Source organism: Streptomyces sp. NPDC042259 (assembly GCF_055582085.1).
Genome location: NZ_JBVJDW010000002.1, coordinates 238,535 through 258,754, shown reverse-complemented (window position 1 = coordinate 258,754; position 20,220 = coordinate 238,535). Strand labels below are relative to the sequence as shown.

Annotated in this window: 6 protein-coding genes and 1 pseudogene; 5 read left to right on the top strand and 2 right to left on the bottom strand. The window is 73.5% G+C overall.

Annotation, left to right across the window (positions count from 1 at the left end; translation table 11 throughout):
* Positions 1 to 27 precede the first annotated feature (27 nt).
* Positions 28 to 6,849 (top strand): annotated as a pseudogene (locus ACZ6MA_RS06345) (type I polyketide synthase); the annotation flags it as partial.
* Positions 6,850 to 6,907: 58 nt separating this feature from the next.
* Positions 6,908 to 7,597, top strand: a complete 690-nt coding sequence (locus tag ACZ6MA_RS06340; protein ID WP_469431534.1) for a class I SAM-dependent methyltransferase — start codon at positions 6,908 to 6,910, stop codon at positions 7,595 to 7,597.
* A 45-nt stretch (positions 7,598 to 7,642) separates the two neighbouring features.
* Here ACZ6MA_RS06340 and ACZ6MA_RS06335 read toward each other — a convergent pair whose 3' ends face one another.
* Positions 7,643 to 10,642: an AfsR/SARP family transcriptional regulator gene (locus ACZ6MA_RS06335; RefSeq protein ID WP_469431532.1), complete on the bottom strand. Its 3,000-nt coding sequence runs from the start codon at positions 10,640 to 10,642 to the stop codon at positions 7,643 to 7,645.
* 387 nt (positions 10,643 to 11,029) lie between these two features.
* Between ACZ6MA_RS06335 and helR the strand changes: the two genes are divergently transcribed.
* From helR to ACZ6MA_RS06320, 3 genes are all read left to right on the top strand, one after another.
* Complete coding sequence (gene helR / locus ACZ6MA_RS06330; protein ID WP_469432260.1) at positions 11,030 to 13,267, top strand: RNA polymerase recycling motor ATPase HelR; 2,238 nt, start codon at positions 11,030 to 11,032, stop codon at positions 13,265 to 13,267.
* Positions 13,268 to 13,351: 84 nt separating this feature from the next.
* A complete protein-coding gene (locus ACZ6MA_RS06325) occupies positions 13,352 to 16,201 on the top strand; it encodes an NACHT domain-containing protein (RefSeq protein ID WP_469431530.1) in 2,850 nt (949 codons plus the stop codon).
* 99 nt (positions 16,202 to 16,300) lie between these two features.
* Positions 16,301 to 18,523 (top strand): NADP-dependent isocitrate dehydrogenase, encoded by a 2,223-nt coding sequence (locus ACZ6MA_RS06320; RefSeq protein ID WP_469431527.1) that lies wholly within the window; start codon positions 16,301 to 16,303, stop codon positions 18,521 to 18,523.
* A 130-nt stretch (positions 18,524 to 18,653) separates the two neighbouring features.
* On the opposite strand, the gene ACZ6MA_RS06315 is transcribed toward ACZ6MA_RS06320, so the two are convergent.
* Complete coding sequence (locus ACZ6MA_RS06315; protein ID WP_469431526.1) at positions 18,654 to 19,931, bottom strand: globin domain-containing protein; 1,278 nt, start codon at positions 19,929 to 19,931, stop codon at positions 18,654 to 18,656.
* Between the last annotated feature and the right edge of the window lie 289 nt (positions 19,932 to 20,220).

Sequence of the window (20,220 nt, the reverse complement as noted above, 5' to 3'; positions counted from 1 at the left end):
GGTCGATTCTCGGCAAGGTGGTTTCAGATGGTGACCGACGACAAGATTCGCTACCTCCTCAAGCGGGTGACCGCCGACCTGCACGAGACGCGGGGCCGCCTGCGGGAGCTGGAGGACGCCGCCGGAGAGCCGATCGCGCTGGTGGCGATGGGCTGTTCCCTGCCGGGAGGCGTCCGGTCGCCGGAGGACCTGTGGCGCCTGGTCGTCTCCGGACAGGACGCGATCACGCCCTTCCCCGACGACCGGGGCTGGGACGTGGAGGACCTCTACGACCCGGACCCCGACCGGCTCGGGAAGACCTACGCGCGCGAGGGCGGGTTCCTCGCCGACGTGGCGTCGTTCGACGCCGGCCTGTTCGGCGTGGGGCCGCGCGAGGCGCTGGCCCTGGACCCGCAGCAACGCCTGCTGCTGGAGGTCTCCTGGGAGACCTTCGAGCGCGCCGGCATCACACCGGCATCCCTGCGCGGCAGCCGGACCGGTGTCTTCGTCGGCACCAGCAGCCAGGAGTACGCGTACCTCGTCCGGGGCGCCCGGGAGAACTTCGAGGGCTACTCCACGGGTTACCTCGCCAGCGTCATGTCCGGACGGCTCGCCTACACGTTCGGCCTCGAAGGCCCGGCCGTCACCGTGGACACCGCGTGTTCCTCGTCGCTGGTGGCACTGCACCAGGCCGTGCAGGCCCTGCGCGCGGGCGAGTGCGGCCTCGCCCTGGCCGGTGGTGTGGCGGTGATGGCGACCCCGGGCATGTTCGTCGAGTTCAGCCGGCAGCGCGGCATGGCGGCGGACGGCCGGTGCAAGGCGTTCGCCGCCGCCGCGGACGGCACCGGGTGGGGCGAGGGCGTCGGCCTGGTCCTGCTGGAGCGGCTGTCCGACGCACGGCGCAACGGACACCCCGTGCTGGCCGTCATCCGGGGCTCCGCCGTCAACCAGGACGGGGCGTCCAACGGGCTGACCGCCCCGAACGGCCCGGCACAGCAACGCGTGATCCGCGCCGCCCTGGCGAACGCCGGGCTCGCGCTCACCGACGTCGACGCCGTCGAGGCCCACGGCACCGGCACCACCCTGGGCGACCCCATCGAGGCCCAGGCCCTGCTGGCGACCTACGGCCAGGACCGGCCGGCCGGAGCGCCGCTGTGGCTCGGTTCGCTGAAGTCCAACATCGGCCACACCCAGGCCGCCGCCGGTGTCGCCGGTGTGATCAAGATGGTCATGGCGCTGCGCAACGGCGTCCTGCCGGCCACCTTGCACATCGACGAACCCACCCCGCACGTGGACTGGTCCGCGGGCGCGGTGGAACTGCTGACCGAGACACGGCGCTGGCCGCGCGGCGACCGGCCGCGCCGGGCCGGGGTGTCCTCGTTCGGGATCAGTGGCACCAACGCCCATCTGATCCTGGAGGAGGCGGAGCGGGAGCCGGACCCGGCGGACGCGAGTGCCTCCCCGGCACCGGAGCCGGGAGCGGAACCGGCCGGTGCGGCACGGGCCGGCGGTGTCACCGGGGAGGAGCCCGGGGATCCCGCGCCGGTGCCGTGGACGGTCTCCGCGCGGACCGACCGGGGGCTGCGGGAGCAGGCCGCCCGGCTCCGCGACCACCTCCGCGACCACCCCGGACTCGCCCCGTCCGACGTCGGCCACTCCCTGCTGACGTCGCGCACCCTGTTCGACCACCGTGCCGTCGTGCTGGGCGACGACCTGGACGCCTACGCCACCGGCCTCGACGCCCTGGCCGACGGGCGGGTGGCCCCCGACGTGGTGGAGGGCGTCGCCACGGACCCGGGGAAGCCGGTGTTCGTCTTCCCCGGCCAAGGAGCCCAATGGGCGGGCATGGCAGCGGAGTTGTACCGCGACGCGGCGGTCTTCCGCGACCGGATGGACGAGTGCGCCGCGGCCGTGGACCCCCATGTCGACTTCTCGCTCGTCGACGTCGTGTGCGGCGCCGACGGCGCCGTCTCCCTGGAGCGCGTCGACGTCGTCCAGCCCGCGTTGTGGGCCGTGATGATCTCACTGGCCGCACTGTGGCGGTCCTACGGTGTCGAACCCGCCGCCGTGGTGGGCCACTCCCAGGGCGAGATCGCCGCCGCGTGCGTCGCCGGCGCGCTGTCGCTGGAGGACGGGGCCCGGATCGTGGCCCTGCGCTCCCGCCTCGTGGCCGAACGACTGTCCGGGCGCGGGGGCATGGCCTTCCTCGCCCTCCCCGTGGACCGGGCCCGGGACCGGCTCGCGGCGTGGGAGAGCCGCCTCTCCGTCGCCGCCGTCAACGGCCCCTCGTCCGTCGTGGTCTCGGGCGAACCCGAGGCCCTGGACGAACTGCTGGCCGCCGCCGAGGAGGAAGGGGTGCGGGCGCTGCGCGTCGCGGTGGACTACGCCTCCCACTCGGCCCAGGTCGAGACGCTGGAGGCCGAACTCGCCTCGCTGCTCGCCGGTATCACGCCCCGGCCGGCCCGGATCCCGTTCTTCTCCACCGTCACCGGCACCGTGGCCGACACCACCGGACTCGACGCCGCCTACTGGTACCGCAACCTGCGCGAGACGGTGCGCTTCGGCCCCACCGTGCGCGAACTCCTCGCCACCGGACACCGCACGTACGTGGAGATGAGCCCGCACCCGGTGCTCGCGGTGTCGGTGGAGGAGATCCTGGACGACGCCGCCACGGAAGGCGTGGTGCTGACCTCGCTGCGGCGCGACGAGGGGCACCTCCGGCGCTTCCTGGCCTCCGTCGCGGAGGCGTACGTACGCGGTGTGCGGGTGGACTGGTCGTCCCGCTTCGGACCGCACCGCCGGCTGGTGGACCTGCCGACCCACGCGTTCCAGCGGCGCCGGTACTGGCTGGACACGGCCACCGGTCACCCGGCGGGGGAGGACGACGAGAGCGCGTCCACCCCCTTCCGGCAGCGCCTGACGGCCCTTCCCGCGCCCGAACGGGAGCGGGTGGTGCTGGAGACGGTGTGCGAACACGCCGCCGCGGTACTGAACCTGCCCTCCGCGGCGGACGTCGAGAGCACCAGGGCCTTCACCGACCTCGGGTTCGTCTCGATGACGGCGATGGAGCTGCGCAACCGGCTCGCCACCGCGACCGGGGTCCGCCTCTCCCCGGCGGCGGCCTTCGACCACCCGACCCCCGAGAAGCTCTCCGCCCTCCTGCTGGCCCGGCTGACGGGCACCCAGGACCACGCGGCGGCGCCGGCCCCGACGCCGCTCGGCACGGACGAGCCGATCGCGATCGTCGCGATGGGCTGCCGCTACGCCGGCGACGTGGCCTCCCCCGAACAGCTGTGGGACCTGGTCGCCTCGGGGCGGGACGCGACCTCGTCCTTCCCCGCCAACCGCGGCTGGGACGTCGAGGGCCTCTACGACCCCGAACCGGGACGGCCGGGGCGGACCTACGTCCGCCGGGGCGCCTTCCTGCGGGACGCCGACCGGTTCGACCCCCTCCTGTTCGGGATCAGCCCCCGGGAGGCACTGGCGATGGACCCGCAGCAGCGCCTCCTCCTCGAGGTGGCCTGGGAGGTGTTCGAGCGGGCGAGGATGTCACCCGAGTCGGTCCACGGCAGCCGCACCGGTGTCTTCGTGGGGATCGCCGGCCAGGACTACCTGCCGTTGCTGACCGCCTCGCCCGAGGACAGCGCCGGCCATCTGATGACGGGAACCTCGACGAGCGTCGCCTCGGGCCGGCTCGCCTACACCTTCGGTCTCGAAGGCCCGGCCGTGACGGTCGACACCGCGTGCTCGTCGTCGCTGGTCGCCCTGCACCTGGCCGTCCAGGCCCTGCGGCAGGGCGACTGCGAGGCCGCCCTGGTGGCGGGAGCCACCATCCTGTCGAGCCCGGGGGCGTTCGTGGAGTTCAGCCAGCAGGGCGGGCTGGCACCCGACGGGCGGTGCAAGGCGTTCGCCGGGTCGGCCGACGGCACCGGCTGGGGCGAGGGCGTCGGCGCGCTGCTGGTGGAACCGCTGTCGCGGGCCCGCCGCCACAGGCACCCCGTCCTGGCCCTGATCCGCGGCACCGCGACCAACCAGGACGGGGCGAGCAACGGCCTCTCCGCACCCAACGGGCTCGCCCAGCGACGCGTGATCCGGCAGGCACTGGCCACCGCCGGGCTCACCGGCCGGGACGTCGACGCCGTCGAGGCCCACGGCACGGGCACCACCCTCGGTGACCCGATCGAGGCGGAAGCCCTGCTGGACACCTACGGCCGGGACCGGCCGGCGCACACCCCGCTGTGGCTGGGATCGCTGAAGTCCAACATCGGTCACACCGCCGCCGCGGCCGGCGTCGGCGGTGTGATCAAGATGGTGATGGCGCTGCGCAACGGCGTCCTGCCGCCCACCCTGCACGTGGACGACCCGACCCCGCACGTGGACTGGTCCTCGGGCGCGGTGGAGCTGCTGACCGAGGCCCGGGACTGGCCGGATGCCGGCCGGGCACGGCGGGCCGGAGTCTCGGCGTTCGGGATCAGCGGCACCAACGCGCACGTGGTCCTGGAACAGGCACCGGACGAAGACGACGCCGACGAGCAGGGCCCCGGCTCCCCGGATCCCGCCCTCACGCTTCCCGCGGTCCCGTGGGTGCTGTCGGGCAGGACCGGCAAGGCCCTGCGGGACCAGGCCGAGCGCCTGCTCCACTTCGTCGAGCGGCGCCCCGGCCTGCGGCCCGTCGACATCGCACGCTCACTGGCGAACCGGGCCCGGCTGGAACACCGTGCCGTGATCCTCGGCCGGGACCGGGACGACGCCCTGGCGGCACTGTCGCACCTGGCGGCGGAGGAGTCTGCCCCGAACCTGGTCGGCGGTGCGTCCCGAGGGCGCCGACGGGTGGCGTTCCTCTTCCGCGGCCCGTCCGCCGCGCCGAGCGGCCCCGGACAGGAGGCGTACGCCCGGACACCGGCCTTCGTCTCGGCCGTGCACGAGGTCGGTGCCGCGTTCGCCGCGCATCTGGACCGGCCACTGGGGGAGATGCTCCGGGGGGACGGGCAGGAGCCCGCCGACCCGGTTCTCGCCCGGGCCGCGCTCTTCGCCGGACAGGTGGCACGGTTCAGGCTGCTGGAGCACTGGGGGGTCACCCCCGGCCACCTCCTCGCCGACATCGCCGGGGAGCCGGCCGCCGCGCACTGCGCGGGCGTGCTGTCCCTGGCCGACGCGGCCGCCCTCGTCGTCGCCCTCGCCCGGGAGACCGCCACCGGCGCCGGTCACGACGCCGAACCGGGCGAGGACATCCGCCGGACCGTCAAGGAGCTGACGTTCCATCCGCCGCGCATTCCCCTCCTCTCCGGCCGGACGGGCCGCCCCGTATCAGCGGAGGACCTCCGTTCCCCGGAGTACTGGACACGGCCGGCCGAGGAGGACGGCACACCCGCGGACGCCATGCGCCGGCTGGTGGCCGACGGGGTGCGCGACTTCCTCCGCATCGGCCCGGACGGCACACCGGGGGAGGGCGACCCGCACGCGTTCACCGACGACGGGACCGAGGACGACGTCGTCGTGGTGCCCGACGCCGGGGCGAGCGGGTCCGACGCGGACACGCTCCTCGGGGCCCTGGCCCGGCTGCACGTCCGAGGCGTCGCGGTCGACTGGGAACGGATGCTCACCGACTGCGGCGCCCGGCTGGTGGAGCTGCCCACCTACGCCTTCCAGCACCAGCGGTACTGGCCCGAAGCGGCCGCACCGGCGGCCGGCCCGGCCCGCTCCCCGGGCGCGGGCGACCCGGCGCGCGCCGAACGGGGCCGGGAAATCCGGCAGCGGCTGGCCGGGGCCGCCGAGGAGGAGCGGGCGGGGCTCGTGGCCACGCTGGTCCGCGGGCACGTCGCGGCGGTGCTCAGGCTGGGCGACGGGGAGTCCGTCGACGACGACACGCCCCTTCCCGAGCTGGGCTTCGACTCGCTGACCGCGGTGGACCTGCGCAACCGGATCGGCGCGGACCTCGGCTTCCGGCTCCCCCCGGGCCTGGTCTTCCAGCACCCGACCGTCACCGCCCTGTCCCGGCACCTGGCCGACCGGTGGGCGACGAAGGGGGCCTCGGACACGGAGGAGACGGCACCCGAGGAGACGACCGGGGCGCGCTCCACCCTGGGGCCGCTCTTCGCCCGCGCGAGCGCACTGGGCCGGGCCGACGAATTCCAGGAGCTGGTCCGACAGATGGCGGGCTTCCGGACCGTCTTCGACGCCCCCGAGGAGGGCCTCGCGGTCCCGCAGGTACGCCTGGCGCGCGGCACCGCCCCCGCGCGGCTGGTCTGCTTCCCGACGTTCGCCGGCGGCTCGGGGGCGCACCAGTACGCACGGCTGGCCGCCGCGTCCCGGGGCGAGCGGGACGTCTGGGCCCTGCCCGCCCCCGGCTTCACCTGGCAGGAAGCGCTGCCCGGGTCCGTCGACGCCCTGGCACGCCTCCAGGCGGACGCGGTCCAGCGCTGCGCCGAGGGCGCCCCGGTGGTCCTCCTCGGATACTCGGCGGGCGGCTGGATCGCCCATGCCACCGCCGCCGTACTCGAAGCGCGCGGGGCCGGCCCGGCCGCCGTCGTCCTCCTGGACAGCCACTGGCCGGACAGCGCGATGCTCCCGCACCTGCACGCCCAGATCGACCGGGCCCGGTCGGCGGGGTCCACCGGCACCCTCTGGACGGAGGAGACCGGCGACGACGCACACCTCACCGCCATGGCCCACTACGCCCGGCTGTTCCAGGACTGGGACCCGGCCGCCATCAGCGCGCCGACCCTGCTGGTCCGGGCCTCACAACCGCCCTTCGAGCGGGCACCGGACGACTGGCGGCCGCACTGGCACCTTCCGCACACCACCGCCGACACCGCCGGCACCCACTTCTCGATCATCCGTGAGCACAGCGAATCCGCGCTGCGTTCCGTACACGACTGGCTCGACGGCCTCCACTGAGGACACGACGTCCCGACACGACAGGAATGTGATGACCACCAACAGCACGCGCGACGACCGGCTCCTCGACCAGGACGTCATCGAGGGACAGTCCGGCTACACGAAGTCGTTCCTCAACCTCTACGACCTCGCGGTGTTCCGCGGTACCGCGCCCCTGTGCTGGCGGTGCCCGGCGGCGGTGTCCCGGCAGATGTACGACACCTGCGTCGGCGCCGAGCACCTGGAGATAGGCGTCGGCACCGGCTACCTCCTCGACCACGCCCGGTTCCCGGTGCCCGACCCGCGGATCACCCTCGCCGATCTCAACCCCAACTCCCTCGCCCACACCGCGCACCGTCTGCGGCGCTACCGGATCGACACGGTCCGCGCGAACGTGCTGGAGCCGCTGCCCGTCCCCGAGAAATCCTTCGACTCGGTGGGGATGAGCTACCTGCTGCACTGCGTTCCGGGCAGTCTGAAGGAGAAGGGGATCGCCCTCGCGCACGCCGCGGCCGCGGTCCGCCCCGGGGGCGTCGTCTTCGGCGCCACCGTGCTCTCCGCCGGCGTCCCGGTGACCTTCGGCGGCCGGCGGATGATGGCGTGGCTCAACAAGCAGGGCGTCTTCCACAATGAGCAGGACACCTACGAGGACCTCCGCGACCAGCTCGACCTGCACTTCGGCCGCTACCAGCTGACGGTCCGGGGCTGCGTGGGCATCTGGCGGGCCTGGCCGGCCTCCTGAGACACCACGAGGCGGCGGCCCGGGGGAGCGAAAACCCCGGGCCGCCTACGGCACCGCACCCGGGCGGGCCCCCGCCAGGGTGCCCGCCACCGACTGCCCCGACCGCCCCAGCCCCCGGTACAGTTCCTCGGCCTGCGCCAGATGCGCGTCGGCCGTCGCCTCCTCGCGCACCGCCCGCAGGGCCCGGCCGAGAGCCTGGTGGCTGCGCGCCATCAGCAGGGGCTCCCGGGCCAGCCGGGCACCGGCCAGGGCGTCCCGGGCGGCGTCGACGGCGCCCGCGGTGTCCCCGGTCGCCAACAACGCCTCGGAGAGCCGGAACAGACACTCCGTCTCGTTGCGGGCATGGCCACTGGCCCGGGCCCGTTCCAGCACCCGGCGGTACAGCTCCGCCGCCGCCGCGTGGCCGCCACCGTGCAGCAGACTGTCCGCCTCGGTCATCATCATCCGGATGAGCCACTTCTCGTCCTCGCTCCGGGTGAAGACTCCCCTCAGCTCCCGGCACTGCGCCCCGATCCGCGCCAGGTCCACCCGCCGGTCCGGGTCGGTGACCTCGATCTGGAGCAGGACGGTGCGCCGTCGTGCGACCAGCTCCCGGTCACCGCTGACCGCCGCCAGGGCCACCGATCGCTCCGCGAAGTCACGGGCCGCCGCGAAGTCGCCGAACTGCAGCTCCAGTTCGGCCAGCATCGCCAGGGTGAACAGCACCAGCAGGAAGGGCCGGTGTCCGTCGGCCGGCGCGGGAGCGTCGTCGAAGGACTCCAGGACCTTCAGCAGATGGGCCCGTGCGCGATGGAGGGACTCGGGGGAGGAGTGCTTCTTGAGAATCACCCCCGCCGCGTAGTGGGCGGTGCCGGCGATGTCCCCGCCGCAGTGCGCCTCCGCGGCCGGGACCAGAGCGGTCGCGGCCGGCGCGAGCGGCCCCAGCGGGACGGTCTCCTCGAAGCAGGGCACCAGCGTGACGATGTCCACGGCCAGCGCCACCGCGTCGGGGTCACCACAGGCCGCCGCCTGCTCGACGACCGCGGCCACCGTGGGCAGGATCCCCCGCATCCACAGCACCGCGTCGAGCCCGCTGCCCACGTCCGCGCCCGCCGACCGCCTCGGGTGGATCTCCGCGGTCAGCGGCCCGGCGAGGGGCTGGGAGGCCCGCACCGCGGCCACGACGCCGGCACACAGGAAGTCGGCCGCGCGGCGTACCACCTCACGGCGTTCGAGCGCGGTCAGCTCCGTCTGCGCCTTCGCCCGCGCGTACGCGCCGACCAGGTCGTGGAAGTGGTACCGGCCCGGTGCCCGGGTCTCCAGGAGCACGGCGTCGACCAGCGCCTCCAGCACCGTCTCCGTGTCCTCCTCCGGCAGTTCGAGGACGGCGGCCGCGCTCTTGACGTCGAACCCCACGCAGTGCGGGATGGACAGCGCCATGAACGCCCAGGACTGCCGGGGGGTCAGCTGCGAGGTCGACAGCTCGAAGACCGCCTCGAGGGTCAGTTCCCCCACCCGCAGCTCCCCGAGCAGCCTGGCCTGGTCCGACACGCGTGCCAGCAGCGTCGCGACGGTCCACGCCGGCCGGGCCGCCAGCCGGGCCCCGGCCGCGCGCAGCGCCAGCGGCAGATGTCCGCACACCGTGGCCAGCGCCGCGACCGCGCCCGGCTCCTCCGCCAGCCGCCGCGCCCCGGCGACCTTGCCGATCAGCTCGGCCGCGTCGTCGGTGCCCAGACCCACCAGGGGCACGGTCAACGTGGCGGGCATCGCCGCCAGGGCCCGTGCCGTGACCAGCACGGCGCACCGGGCCGCGCCCGGCAGCAACGGTTCGACCTGCGACACACTGGTGGCGTTGTCCAGCACGACCAGGACGGCGCGCTGGGACAGCAGGGTGCGGAACAGCGCCGTACGGTCCACGAGCGAGGCCGGGAAACGCTCGTGCGGAACCCCCAGCGCCGTCAGGAAGCTGGTCAGGATCCCGGCCGGGTCGCACGGGGTGCCGTCGGGCCCGCGCAGATTCGCGTACAGCTGCCCGTCGGGATAACTCCCCGCGACGGCGTGCGCCGTCCGCAAGGCCAGTGCCGTCTTGCCGACCCCGCCCATGCCCGTGATGACCGCGACGGCGTGCTCGGTACCGCCGGTGAGGGCGGAGACCAGCGCCGCGACCTGTTCGTGGCGGCCGGTGAAGTCACAGGGCGCGGGGGGAAGCTGCGCGGGCCGCGGCGGGCCCGGGTCGCCCGGCCGGGCCGGGTCGGCCCGCGGCGCGATGCCCTCGTCGGACGCCGGGGGGACCGCGAGAAGGGTCCGGTCCTCCGCCAGGACGGCCGCGTGCAGGGCCCGGAGGGTGGGCCCCACGTCGATGCCCAGCTCGTCCGCGAGCACCCGGCGGGCGTTGTCGTAGGCCAAGAGGGCCTCGGCGCCCCGCCCGGAACGGTAGAGCGCCAGCATCAGCGCACCGTGCAACCGCTCCCGGTAGGGGTAGGCCTCCAGGGCCCGCAGGATGTCGGGTATCAGCTCCGCGCTGCGCCCGCACGCGAGCAGCAGCTCCAGCCGGTGTTCCACCGCGGACGCGCGCTGTTCGGTCAGCGCACGACGCTGGTCCTCCGCACCGGGCCCCGGCAGCCCCGCCAGGGCGGGGCCCCGCCACATCCCGAGCGCCTCCTCCAGGCAGGCCACGGCGGTCGAGGGGTCACCGTCCCGGGCCCGGCGCCTGGCCCGTGCGGTGAGCAGGCCGAAGCGCAGCGCGTCGACACTCTCCTCGGGGAGCCGCAGCACGTATCCGTCGGCGGTGGTCTCGATGACGGAGGACGGGCGCCCGTCGCCGTCCGCGTCCACCCGGCCGATGTGCGTCCGCAGCCGGTGCACGTAGTTGACGACCACGCGCCGGGCGGAGGACGGCGGATCGTCGTGGTACAGCCCGTCGATCAGCTCGTCGACGGTCACCAGCGACCCCGCGCGCAGTGCCAGGGCCGCCAGTACCGTCTGCGGCCCCGGTGCACCGGGGCGGGAGGCCGCCCCACGGGCCGAGACGAACTGGACGGGGCCGAGCAAACGGATGCGCGTCACCTCATGCGGCGCAGGCAATGGCAAACGTCTCCTCCCACCCCCGACGGCTTGCTGATGATCATATGGGGCGGACCGCCCGGACGGGCAGACACACCCTTCCCGGTCCGCCACGGCCGCGCCCGCCGTGTTCCACGAGACGGAAAACAAGCCCGCCGCGTTCCGCGAGAGCGAAGACAAAACCGCCGCGAGAGCGAAGACGAAAACCGCCGCGCGAACGAAGGCAAAACAAAAGGCAAGGAGGGAAACCCACTCCTTGCCACTCTCAAGATATAGCGCATGGGGGGCCTTGCGGCAAGGCCCCGGCCGTGGTGCACAATCGCCGACCCAGCCCAGAACCTGCAGAAATGGGAGCTTCACTCCGTGCGAGCGCTTGTGTCGGCCGATGACATGAACCCCTTGACCAACTCCACGACCACCAGCGCGTTCGACCTCCCCGCTCACCTCGCCCCCAAGGCCGCCCCGGCGCTGATCGACGGCGACGAACGGCACTTCGCGGCCGTCGGTGAGTGCCTCGGCCAGTCGATCGCCGAACTGTCCGACCGCCTCGAAGCCGCGCGCAAGGCACCCGGCGGCATCGGCCGTGAGGCCATGGACCGGGACCTGGAGATCCACCGGCTGACCGGCCGCCTGCGCACCCTGCGACGCTTCGGGCTGGACCTGTGCCTGGGCCGTATCGTCCCCGCGGACAGCCCCGAGCCCGTGTACATCGGGCGCCTCGGTCTCACCGACAGCAACGGACGCCGGCTGCTGCTCGACTGGCGTTCCCCCGCGGCCGAACCGTTCTTCGCCGCGACCCACGCCCACCCGATGGGGCTGGCGAGCCGCCGCAGGTACCGCTGGACCCGCGGCCGGATCGGTGACTACTGGGACGAGGTGTTCACCACCGACGGACTCGAAGGGCACGCCGCGCTCGACGACCAGTCGGCGTTCATCGCCAGCCTGGGCACCAACCGGTCGGACCGGATGCGTGATGTGCTCTCCACCATCCAGGCCGACCAGGACGCCGTCATCCGGGCGGGATCCCGCGGCGCCCTCGTCGTCGACGGCGGCCCGGGTACGGGCAAGACCGTCGTCGCCCTGCACCGCGCCGCCCACCTCCTCTACTCCGACCCCCGCCTCGGTCACCGTCGCGGCGGCGTGCTGTTCGTCGGCCCGAGCCGGCCCTATCTGGCCTACGTCGCCGATGTCCTGCCCGGCCTCGGTGAGGAGGGCGTGCAGACCTGCACCCTGCGCGACCTCGTCGTGGAGGGAGCGGAGGCGGTGGCGGAGAGCGACCCGGAGGCGGCCCGGCTCAAGGCGTCCGCGGACCTGGTGCGGGCGATCGAGCCGGCCGTCGCCCTCTACGAGGAGCCGCCCGCCGAGGGAATGACGGTCTCGACCCACTGGGCCGACGTCCACCTGAGCGCCGAGGACTGGGCGGCGGCGTTCGACGCGGTGGAACCCGGCACCCCGCACAACGAGGCGCGCGACCAGATCCGGGAGGAACTGTTCACGATCCTGACGGACAAGCACGAGGAGGAAGACCTCGACATCCCGCCCGAGCTGCTGCGCAGGTCTCTGTCGCAGAACCGCGAGCTGATCGGCACCCTCAACCGCGCGTGGCCGATGCTCGAGGCGACCGACCTCGTCGGGGACCTGTGGTCGGTCCCCGCCTACCTGCGCAAGTGCGCTCCCTGGCTCACCCCCGACGAGGTCCGCGCACTGCGGCGCGCGGACGCCCATGCCTGGACCGTGTCGGACCTGCCGCTCCTGGACGCGGCACGGCAGCGGCTCGGCGACCCGCGGGCGTCCGCGCGCGAGCGCCGGCACGAGGCCGCCGTCGCCGCCGAACGCGCGCGCCGGGCCGACGCCATGGACAGCCTGCTGCAGAACATCGTGATCGACGAGAGCGAAGGCGCGCTGGGCATGCTGCGCGGCCGGGACCTGCAGGAGACCCTGATCGACCGGAGCGCGCTGCCCACCGCCGAACCGGACCTGCTCGCCGGCCCCTTCGCCCACATCATCGTGGACGAGGCCCAGGAGCTGACCGATGCCGAGTGGCAGATGCTGCTGCGGCGCTGCCCCTCCCGCAGCTTCACCATCGTCGGCGACCGCGCCCAGGCCCGGCACGGGTTCACCCGGTCGTGGCGGGAACGGCTGGAGCGGGCCGGGATCGACCGGATCACCGTGACCTCCCTGAGCGTCAACTACCGCACACCGCGAGAGATCATGGCGGACGCCGAGCAGGTCATCCGCGCCGCGCTCCCCGATGCCAATGTGCCGGCCTCCATTCGCGACAGCGGCATCCCCGTCACCCACGGATCCGTCACGGATCTGGACGCGGTCCTCGAGACCTGGCTCGCCGCGCACGCCGACGGAATCGCCTGCGTCATCGGCGCCGGTGACACCGAGGCCGCCGCCTTCCGGGCGACCTCCCGCGTCCGGTCGCTGACGCCGGAACTCTCGAAGGGACTCGAATTCGACCTGGTGGTCCTCGTCGACCCGCAGACATTCGGCGAGGGCATCGAAGGAGCCGTCGACCGCTATGTCGCGATGACCCGCGCGACCCGGCAGCTCGTGGTCCTCACGAGCCCCGGCGCGGGCGACCGGTCGGGAAAGCCGGGGGAATCACTGATACCTGTGTGACGAATGAGGCAAGAGTGATGTGTGTTGCCACCAAAGCCGGGAAAGACCGGCGATGCCCGCGCTCCTGTAGCCCACAATGCCGCTATGGCAGACGAGTTGGGCATCCACAACGTCATGCGCGGCACGGCGGAATACGTGCTGCAGATCGGGCACGTGCACGGAGACGTCACCGTGCACCTGCCGCCCGCCGCCGATCCGGTGGAGCGTGCCGCGTCGACGTTGGCCCGTAGCGTCCGGACCCAGTGGGCGGCGGAACTGAACGCCTGGGACCTGGCGTCGGCGGAGCCCCTGGCGGTGCGCTGGACGGCGAACTGGCCGACGGTGCGGCCCGACGCCGTGCACGGCGACCGCATCGCCTCGGTCGTGGACGACTTCCTGGGGCTGGACCACCGCCGCCTGGTGGTCCTGGGCGCCCCGGGAGCGGGCAAGTCGACCCTGGCCGTGCTGCTGACCCTGGAACTGACGGACCGCTGCCTTTCGGCGGCGCGGCGCGCACCGCACGACGGCGAAGGCGGTGACGGCCGTCCCGTGCCGGTCCCCGTCGTCCTCACGCTGGAGTCATGGGATCCGCACCGGGAACACTTCCACGTCTGGCTGGCGGCACGCATCACCGAGGAACACCCCGGTCTGCCGCCGGTCGACGGCCGGCACCCCGCGGCCCGGCTGGTCCGGGACCGGCGGATCCTGCCGGTGCTCGACGGGCTCGACGAACTCCCCGAACACCGGCGTTACCTGGTGCTGCGGGAGATCGACCGGGCCCTCGGCGACCACGACGCCGTCGTTCTCACCTCCCGCACCCGGGAGTACCGCCTGGGGGAGGAGACGGGGGCGGCCATCGCCCGGGCCGCGGTGATGGAGGCCCAGCCGGTCGGCTTGCCGGAAGCCACCGGCTATCTGCTGCGATCGGCCGCACCCCAGGTCCGCAGGCAGTGGAAACTCCTGCTCGACGCGGTGGACCAGGACCCGCACGGGCCGATCGCGCAGGCGCTGACGAGCCCGCTGATGATCTGGCTGGCCCGCCGGGGATTCGCCACGCCCCCCGCCGACCCGCTGGAACTGCTGCGCCGGCCGCTCCCCTCGCGGGAGGCCGTCGAAAGCCATCTGCTCGACCTGATCATCCCCGCCGTCTTCCCCCAGCGGCCGCACGCCCCGGACCGGCTGCACGCCCCGGGACAGTGGAACGCGCGCCGCGCCGCGCACTGGCTCGGCTACCTCGCCGGCCGCCTCACCGCCCGTCGTACCACCGAGCTGGCCTGGTGGGAGCTGCACCGCAGCGCCATGGTGCGGGCGGCGATGCTGCCCGTCCTGCTGGCGGTCTGCCTGCTGCTGTCCCAGGTCGCGTCCGCCGGCGTCGGCTGGTTCGCCGCCGGGCAGGCGAAAAGGACGTTGTGGGGCGGGGAGGGATTCCACGCGTGGGGCGTGCAGCTCGCCATGTCGGGCGGCCTGCTCCACGGCATGGCGGTGTGGATGGCCGTGGAGGTGTGGTTCGGGTTCAGACGGGGGCAACCACGCCGCCGGGCCAATCCCTTCCGGATCGGCGCGGCCCTGCGCTCGGCCGGCCGGGCCGCCTCCGTGGGGCGGGCCCTGAAGGCATCGGCGGTGATCGTCGTCCCGGCCGTGCTGTTCTCCGTCGTGGTGGCGGGAGCGTACGACCCCCGCCCGTACCTGGTGATGATCGTGTGCAGCACCGTGCTGGCGCCGCTGGTCATGGTGACGATCGCCGCCCCGTCCGACACCGAGGACGCGAGCACGCCCGACGAGGTGCTGGCCGGCGAGCGCACCGCAGCCTGGCTCTCGGTGTGCACCGCCGCCGTGCTGATCGGCATAGGCCAGGGGGCGCACGGCTGGTACCGCGAGGGCGAGGGAACGTTCGACGCGGGCCTGGCCCGGGCGGTCGCCGGCTGGTTCGGAGCCTCGGCGATGCTGCTGCTGATGAGCCTGTGGAGCCGCTGGCTGCTGGCCAAGGGGTGCCTGGCGGTCGCGGGCCGGGTGCCCTGGTCGCTGATGGAGTTCCTGCGCGACGCCCACCACGGCGGCTTGCTGCGACGCAGCGGCGGTGTGTACCGCTTCCGTCATCTGCGGCTCCAGGAACACCTGGCCGCGCGAGCCGCAGGGCACCGCGCACCCCAGGCCCCGCCGCGGCCGGCCCCGTGGCAGCCACCGCCGGGGCCCGCCCGCCCGGCGCCGCCCGCCCCGCCCCCGCCCGGCTTCCGCGAGACGCTCGCCGAGGCCCAGCGGACCCCGCTGTCCGCCCTGAAGAACTGGACCGTCCACATGGACGAGCACATGTTCAGCGCCAGCGGCCGGGGGCGCCGGATCGCCCTCGGCCACTGGCCGGTGGTCATGTTCTTCGCCGTCATGACGATCATCCGCACGGGCGTCGGCGGCAACTGGGCGGCGGCCCTGGTGGGACTGCTCTTCTGGTGCTGCTTCGGCACGCTGATCATGGTCGTCACCTGGCTCCTGCCACCCCAACGGCAAGAACTGCGCATGACCGCGACCCACCTCGAATTCACGGTGGGCCGCGCTCACGCCCGGCTGGCCTGGACCGATGTGCACGAGGTCGCCGTCCGCAAATTCATCCGCCGCAAACGGGACACCAAGCTCTACGCCCTGCACGTACGCCCCCACCCCGGCGTGCCGCGGCTCGCCCGGTCCCTCCGCGGCAGCGACGGATGGTTCCTCGTCCTCCCGCTGGCCACGACCGATACCGTCCCGCCCGACCTCGCGGCGGCCCTGCGGCGCTTCGCCGACGCCCGCTGGCGGCCACCGCTGGACATCGCCACCCCATGGAGCCGGCACACCACCATCCGTAACGAGGTCTCCGGGCAGGCGCACGCGGGCGGCGTCATCCAGGCCGGGTCCGTGCACGGTGACATCACCACCGGGCGGCCGGAGGCGGGAGGCGCCTCGCGGGATCCCGGGGCTCGCTGACTTGTTTCCGCCACCTATGAGGGCAGGGTCGTGTCGAGCCCGGGTCGATCACGAGATATCTTGATGTCGAGCAATGTTGAGACGTGGAGCGGAGCACCGGTGACTGACTCGACCATCATCTATACGCACACCGACGAGGCCCCGGCCCTGGCGACGTATTCGTTCTTGCCCGTGGTCGAGGCGTACGCCTCGACGGCCGGGATCACGGTGGAGAGCCGTGACATCTCGCTGGCCGGGCGCATCATCGCCAGCTTCCCGGAGCGTCTCCAGGAGAGCCAGCGCATCGACGACGCTCTCGCCGAGCTGGGCGAGCTGGCCAAGACCCCCGGCGCGAACATCATCAAGCTGCCGAACATCTCGGCCTCCATCCCGCAGCTGAAGGCGGCCATCGCCGAGCTCCAGCAGCAGGGCTACGCGCTGCCGGACTACCCGGACGACCCGAAGACCGACGAGGACAAGGACGTCCGCGCGCGTTACGACAAGGTCAAGGGCAGCGCCGTCAACCCCGTGCTGCGCGAGGGCAACTCCGACCGCCGGGCGCCCGCGTCGGTCAAGAACTACGCCAAGACGCACCCGCACCGCATGGGTGCCTGGACGGCCGACTCCAAGACGAACGTCGCCACCATGGGCGTCGACGACTTCCGCTCCACCGAGAAGTCCGCGGTCATCACCGAGGGCGGCTCGCTGCGCATCGAGCTCGTGGGTGACGACGGCTCCACCACCGTCCTGCGCGAGTCGGTACCGGTGCTCGCGGGCGAGGTCGTGGACGCCTCCGTCATGCGGGTCGCGGCGCTGCGCGAGTTCCTCGGCGAGCAGATCGCCCGCGCCAAGGCCGAGGACGTGCTGTTCTCCGTGCACCTGAAGGCCACGATGATGAAGGTCTCCGACCCGATCGTCTTCGGCCACGTCGTGCGCGCCTTCTTCCCGAAGACGTTTGCCAAGTACGGCCAGGTCCTCATCGAGGCCGGCCTGTCGCCCAACGACGGCCTCGGCGGCATCTTCAAGGGCCTGGAGACGCTGCCCGGCCTGGGCGAGGAGATCAAGGCGTCCTTCGACGCCGAGCTGGCCGAGGGCCCCGCCCTCGCGATGGTCGACTCCGACAAGGGCATCACCAACCTGCACGTGCCGAGCGATGTCATCGTCGACGCCTCCATGCCGGCCATGATCCGCACCTCCGGCCACATGTGGGGCCCCGACGGCCAGGAGGCCGACACCCTCGCCGTCCTCCCGGACAGCAGCTACGCCGGCGTGTACCAGGTCGTCATCGACGACTGCCGCGCCAACGGCGCCTTCGACCCCTCGACGATGGGCTCGGTGCCCAACGTCGGTCTGATGGCGCAGAAGGCCGAGGAGTACGGCAGCCACGACAAGACCTTCGAGATCCCCGCCACGGGTACCGTGCGCGTCCTCGACGGTGCCGGCAACGCCGTGCTCGAGCAGACGGTCGGCGCGGGCGACATCTTCCGCATGTGCCAGACCAAGGACGCGCCGATCCAGGACTGGGTCAAGCTCGCCGTCACCCGCGCCCGCGCGACCGGCGTCCCGGCCGTGTTCTGGCTCGACGAGAGCCGCGCCCACGACGCGACGCTCATCGCCAAGGTCAAGACGTACCTGGCCGAGCACGACACCGACGGCCTGCAGATCGAGATCATGTCGCCCGTCGAGGCGACGGCGTTCTCCCTCGCGCGGATCCGCCGCGGCGAGGACACGATCTCGGTCACCGGCAACGTGCTGCGTGACTACCTGACGGACCTGTTCCCGATCCTCGAGCTGGGCACGAGCGCGAAGATGCTCTCCGTCGTCCCGCTCATGAACGGTGGCGGCCTGTTCGAGACCGGTGCCGGTGGTTCCGCGCCCAAGCACGTCCAGCAGCTCGTCAAGGAGAACTACCTGCGCTGGGACAGCCTGGGTGAGTTCCTCGCGCTCGCGGTCAGCTTCGAGCACCTCGCGCAGACGACCGGCAACGCGCGCGCCCAGGTGCTCGCGGACACCCTCGACCGCGCGACCGCCACGTTCCTGAACGAGGACAAGTCGCCCAGCCGCCGCCTCGGTGGCATCGACAACCGCGGCAGCCACTTCTACCTGTCGCTCTTCTGGGCGCAGGAGCTGGCGCGCCAGACCGAGGACAAGCAGCTCGCGGAGGCGTTCTCCGCCCTCGCCACGACGCTGGCCGAGCAGGAGCGGACCATCGTCGACGAGCTGATCGCGGTGCAGGGCTCGCCGGTCGACATCGGCGGCTACTACCGGCCCGACGCGGCCAAGGCCGCCGCCGTCATGCGCCCCTCGGCCACGTTCAACCAGGCCATCGCGACCCTGGGCTGATCTTCGCGGGACACGCCGGGCACCCGCCCGGCACCGTGCGGGCCCCGGGCCCGCACGGCACACCGCCCCGGCCGGACCTTCGTCCGGCCGGGGCGGTGCCGCGTTCGCGCGGGCGATGCGGCATCGCCGGTCAGCCGCCGCCCAGCGGCGTCCGGTGCCCGGCCGGCGGTACGACGGCGGGCAACGGGTCGTGCCGGATGCGTGCGGCCGGCAGACGGGCACCGGCGAGCCGGTCCACGGTGGCGCCGACCAGCGCGGGCGGGCCGCTGACGAAGGCGATGTGCTCGGACCAGTCGCCGTGCCGTCCCACGACGTCCGCCAGCCGCCGGTAGGGATCCGTCGCCGGGCCCTCGCCGAGTACCGGGATCACCCGTAACCACGGGTGGCGGCGCTCCAGGTCCGTCGGGGACTCGATGTCGTACAGCCCGGAGCGGGCGTCGAGGAACAGGTGCGCCGCACGGTGCGGGGTCCGGCGTGCGGCCAGCTCCTCCAGCAGGGCCTTGGCGGGAGCCCAGCCGGTGTCGCCCGCCACCAGCAGCACATCGCGGGTCAGCGGGTCATCGAGCGTCATCGTGCCGCCCGCCGGGCCCAGACGCAGCGTGTCCCCGGTCCGGGTGTGCGCCACCAGGGCCTCGCTGACGCCGCCCGTCCCGGTTCGCCGTACGTGGAACTCCAACTCGCCGTCCGGCCGGGGGGCACGGGCGAGGGAATACTGCCGCCAGGCCTGTGGCAGCAGGGGTGAGGCCACCGAGGCGTACTGCCCGGCCCGGTGGGGGTAGGGCTCGTGCGGGCGCACGCGCAGCACGGCGAGGCCGGGTGCACGCAATTGATGCGACGTCACCGTCGCCTGCCAGGCGGGAGGTTCGGCGAGCGCGGCCTCCGCGCCCTCGACCATGGTGGCCACGGCGAAGCGCAGCATGCGCAGCCACGCCCCCTCCATCTCCTCGTTCCACCGCGGCCCCGCCGTGCGCCGCAGCGCTTCGCGCAGCGCCGCCTCGAACGTCGCGAAGTGCGCGGGCCGCACCCCCAGTTTGCGGTGATCACGCCCGAGCCGGGTGAACACCGTGACGATCTCCTCCGGCCGGTGCAGATTCCCGATCAGATACCGGAGGATGTCCGCCAGGTGCTCGCGCTGGAACTCCATGGACGCGGGGAACAGCGACCGCAGGAACGGCCGCTGGGTGAACATCGCGTCATAGAGATGGGAGATCAGGCCGTCGAAGGGCGTCACCAGGGCGAGATGATCCGTGATCACCCGCTGATCGGCCGCCCCGTCATAGGGGACCGGCGCCCCGTGCGCGGTGCGGGAGCCGTCCGGGTGCCCTCCCGGGGCCAGGAGCTGTCGGCGCAGCCGCATCGCGTCGTGCCGGGCGAGCAGTGCGTGGTAGTCGGCGTTGACGGTGGTCACTTGGTCGGTAGCTCCTCACGCGGGCGGGCACTCCGCACTGACGGACCCGGTGAGCGGGCCCGTGTGACGATCCGGCCCGGTCGGCGGGCGGACGCGTCAGTATGGCAACGCCCCACAGGGACCGGACGGCCCTATTCCACAGGGCCGTTCGGCCCTATCGCGCGCGGGCCGGGGGGTGTGGGCTGACCACACCGACCGGTATGCCCGGGCCGTCGGACCGGGGCCCCGCGGGCCGCCCCGGCGGCCCGGACATACTGGGAGTTCCCCCAGGAGGGCGGCACCCCGCGAC

Bases quoted from the DNA above. Each gene is read 5' to 3' on its own strand.
- ACZ6MA_RS06340 (WP_469431534.1), top strand. From the start codon at position 6,908: ATGACCACCAACAGCACGCGCGACGACCGGCTCCTCGACCAGGACGTC.
- ACZ6MA_RS06325 (WP_469431530.1), top strand. From the start codon at position 13,352: ATGGCAGACGAGTTGGGCATCCACAACGTCATGCGCGGCACGGCGGAA.
- helR (WP_469432260.1), top strand. From the start codon at position 11,030: ATGAACCCCTTGACCAACTCCACGACCACCAGCGCGTTCGACCTCCCC.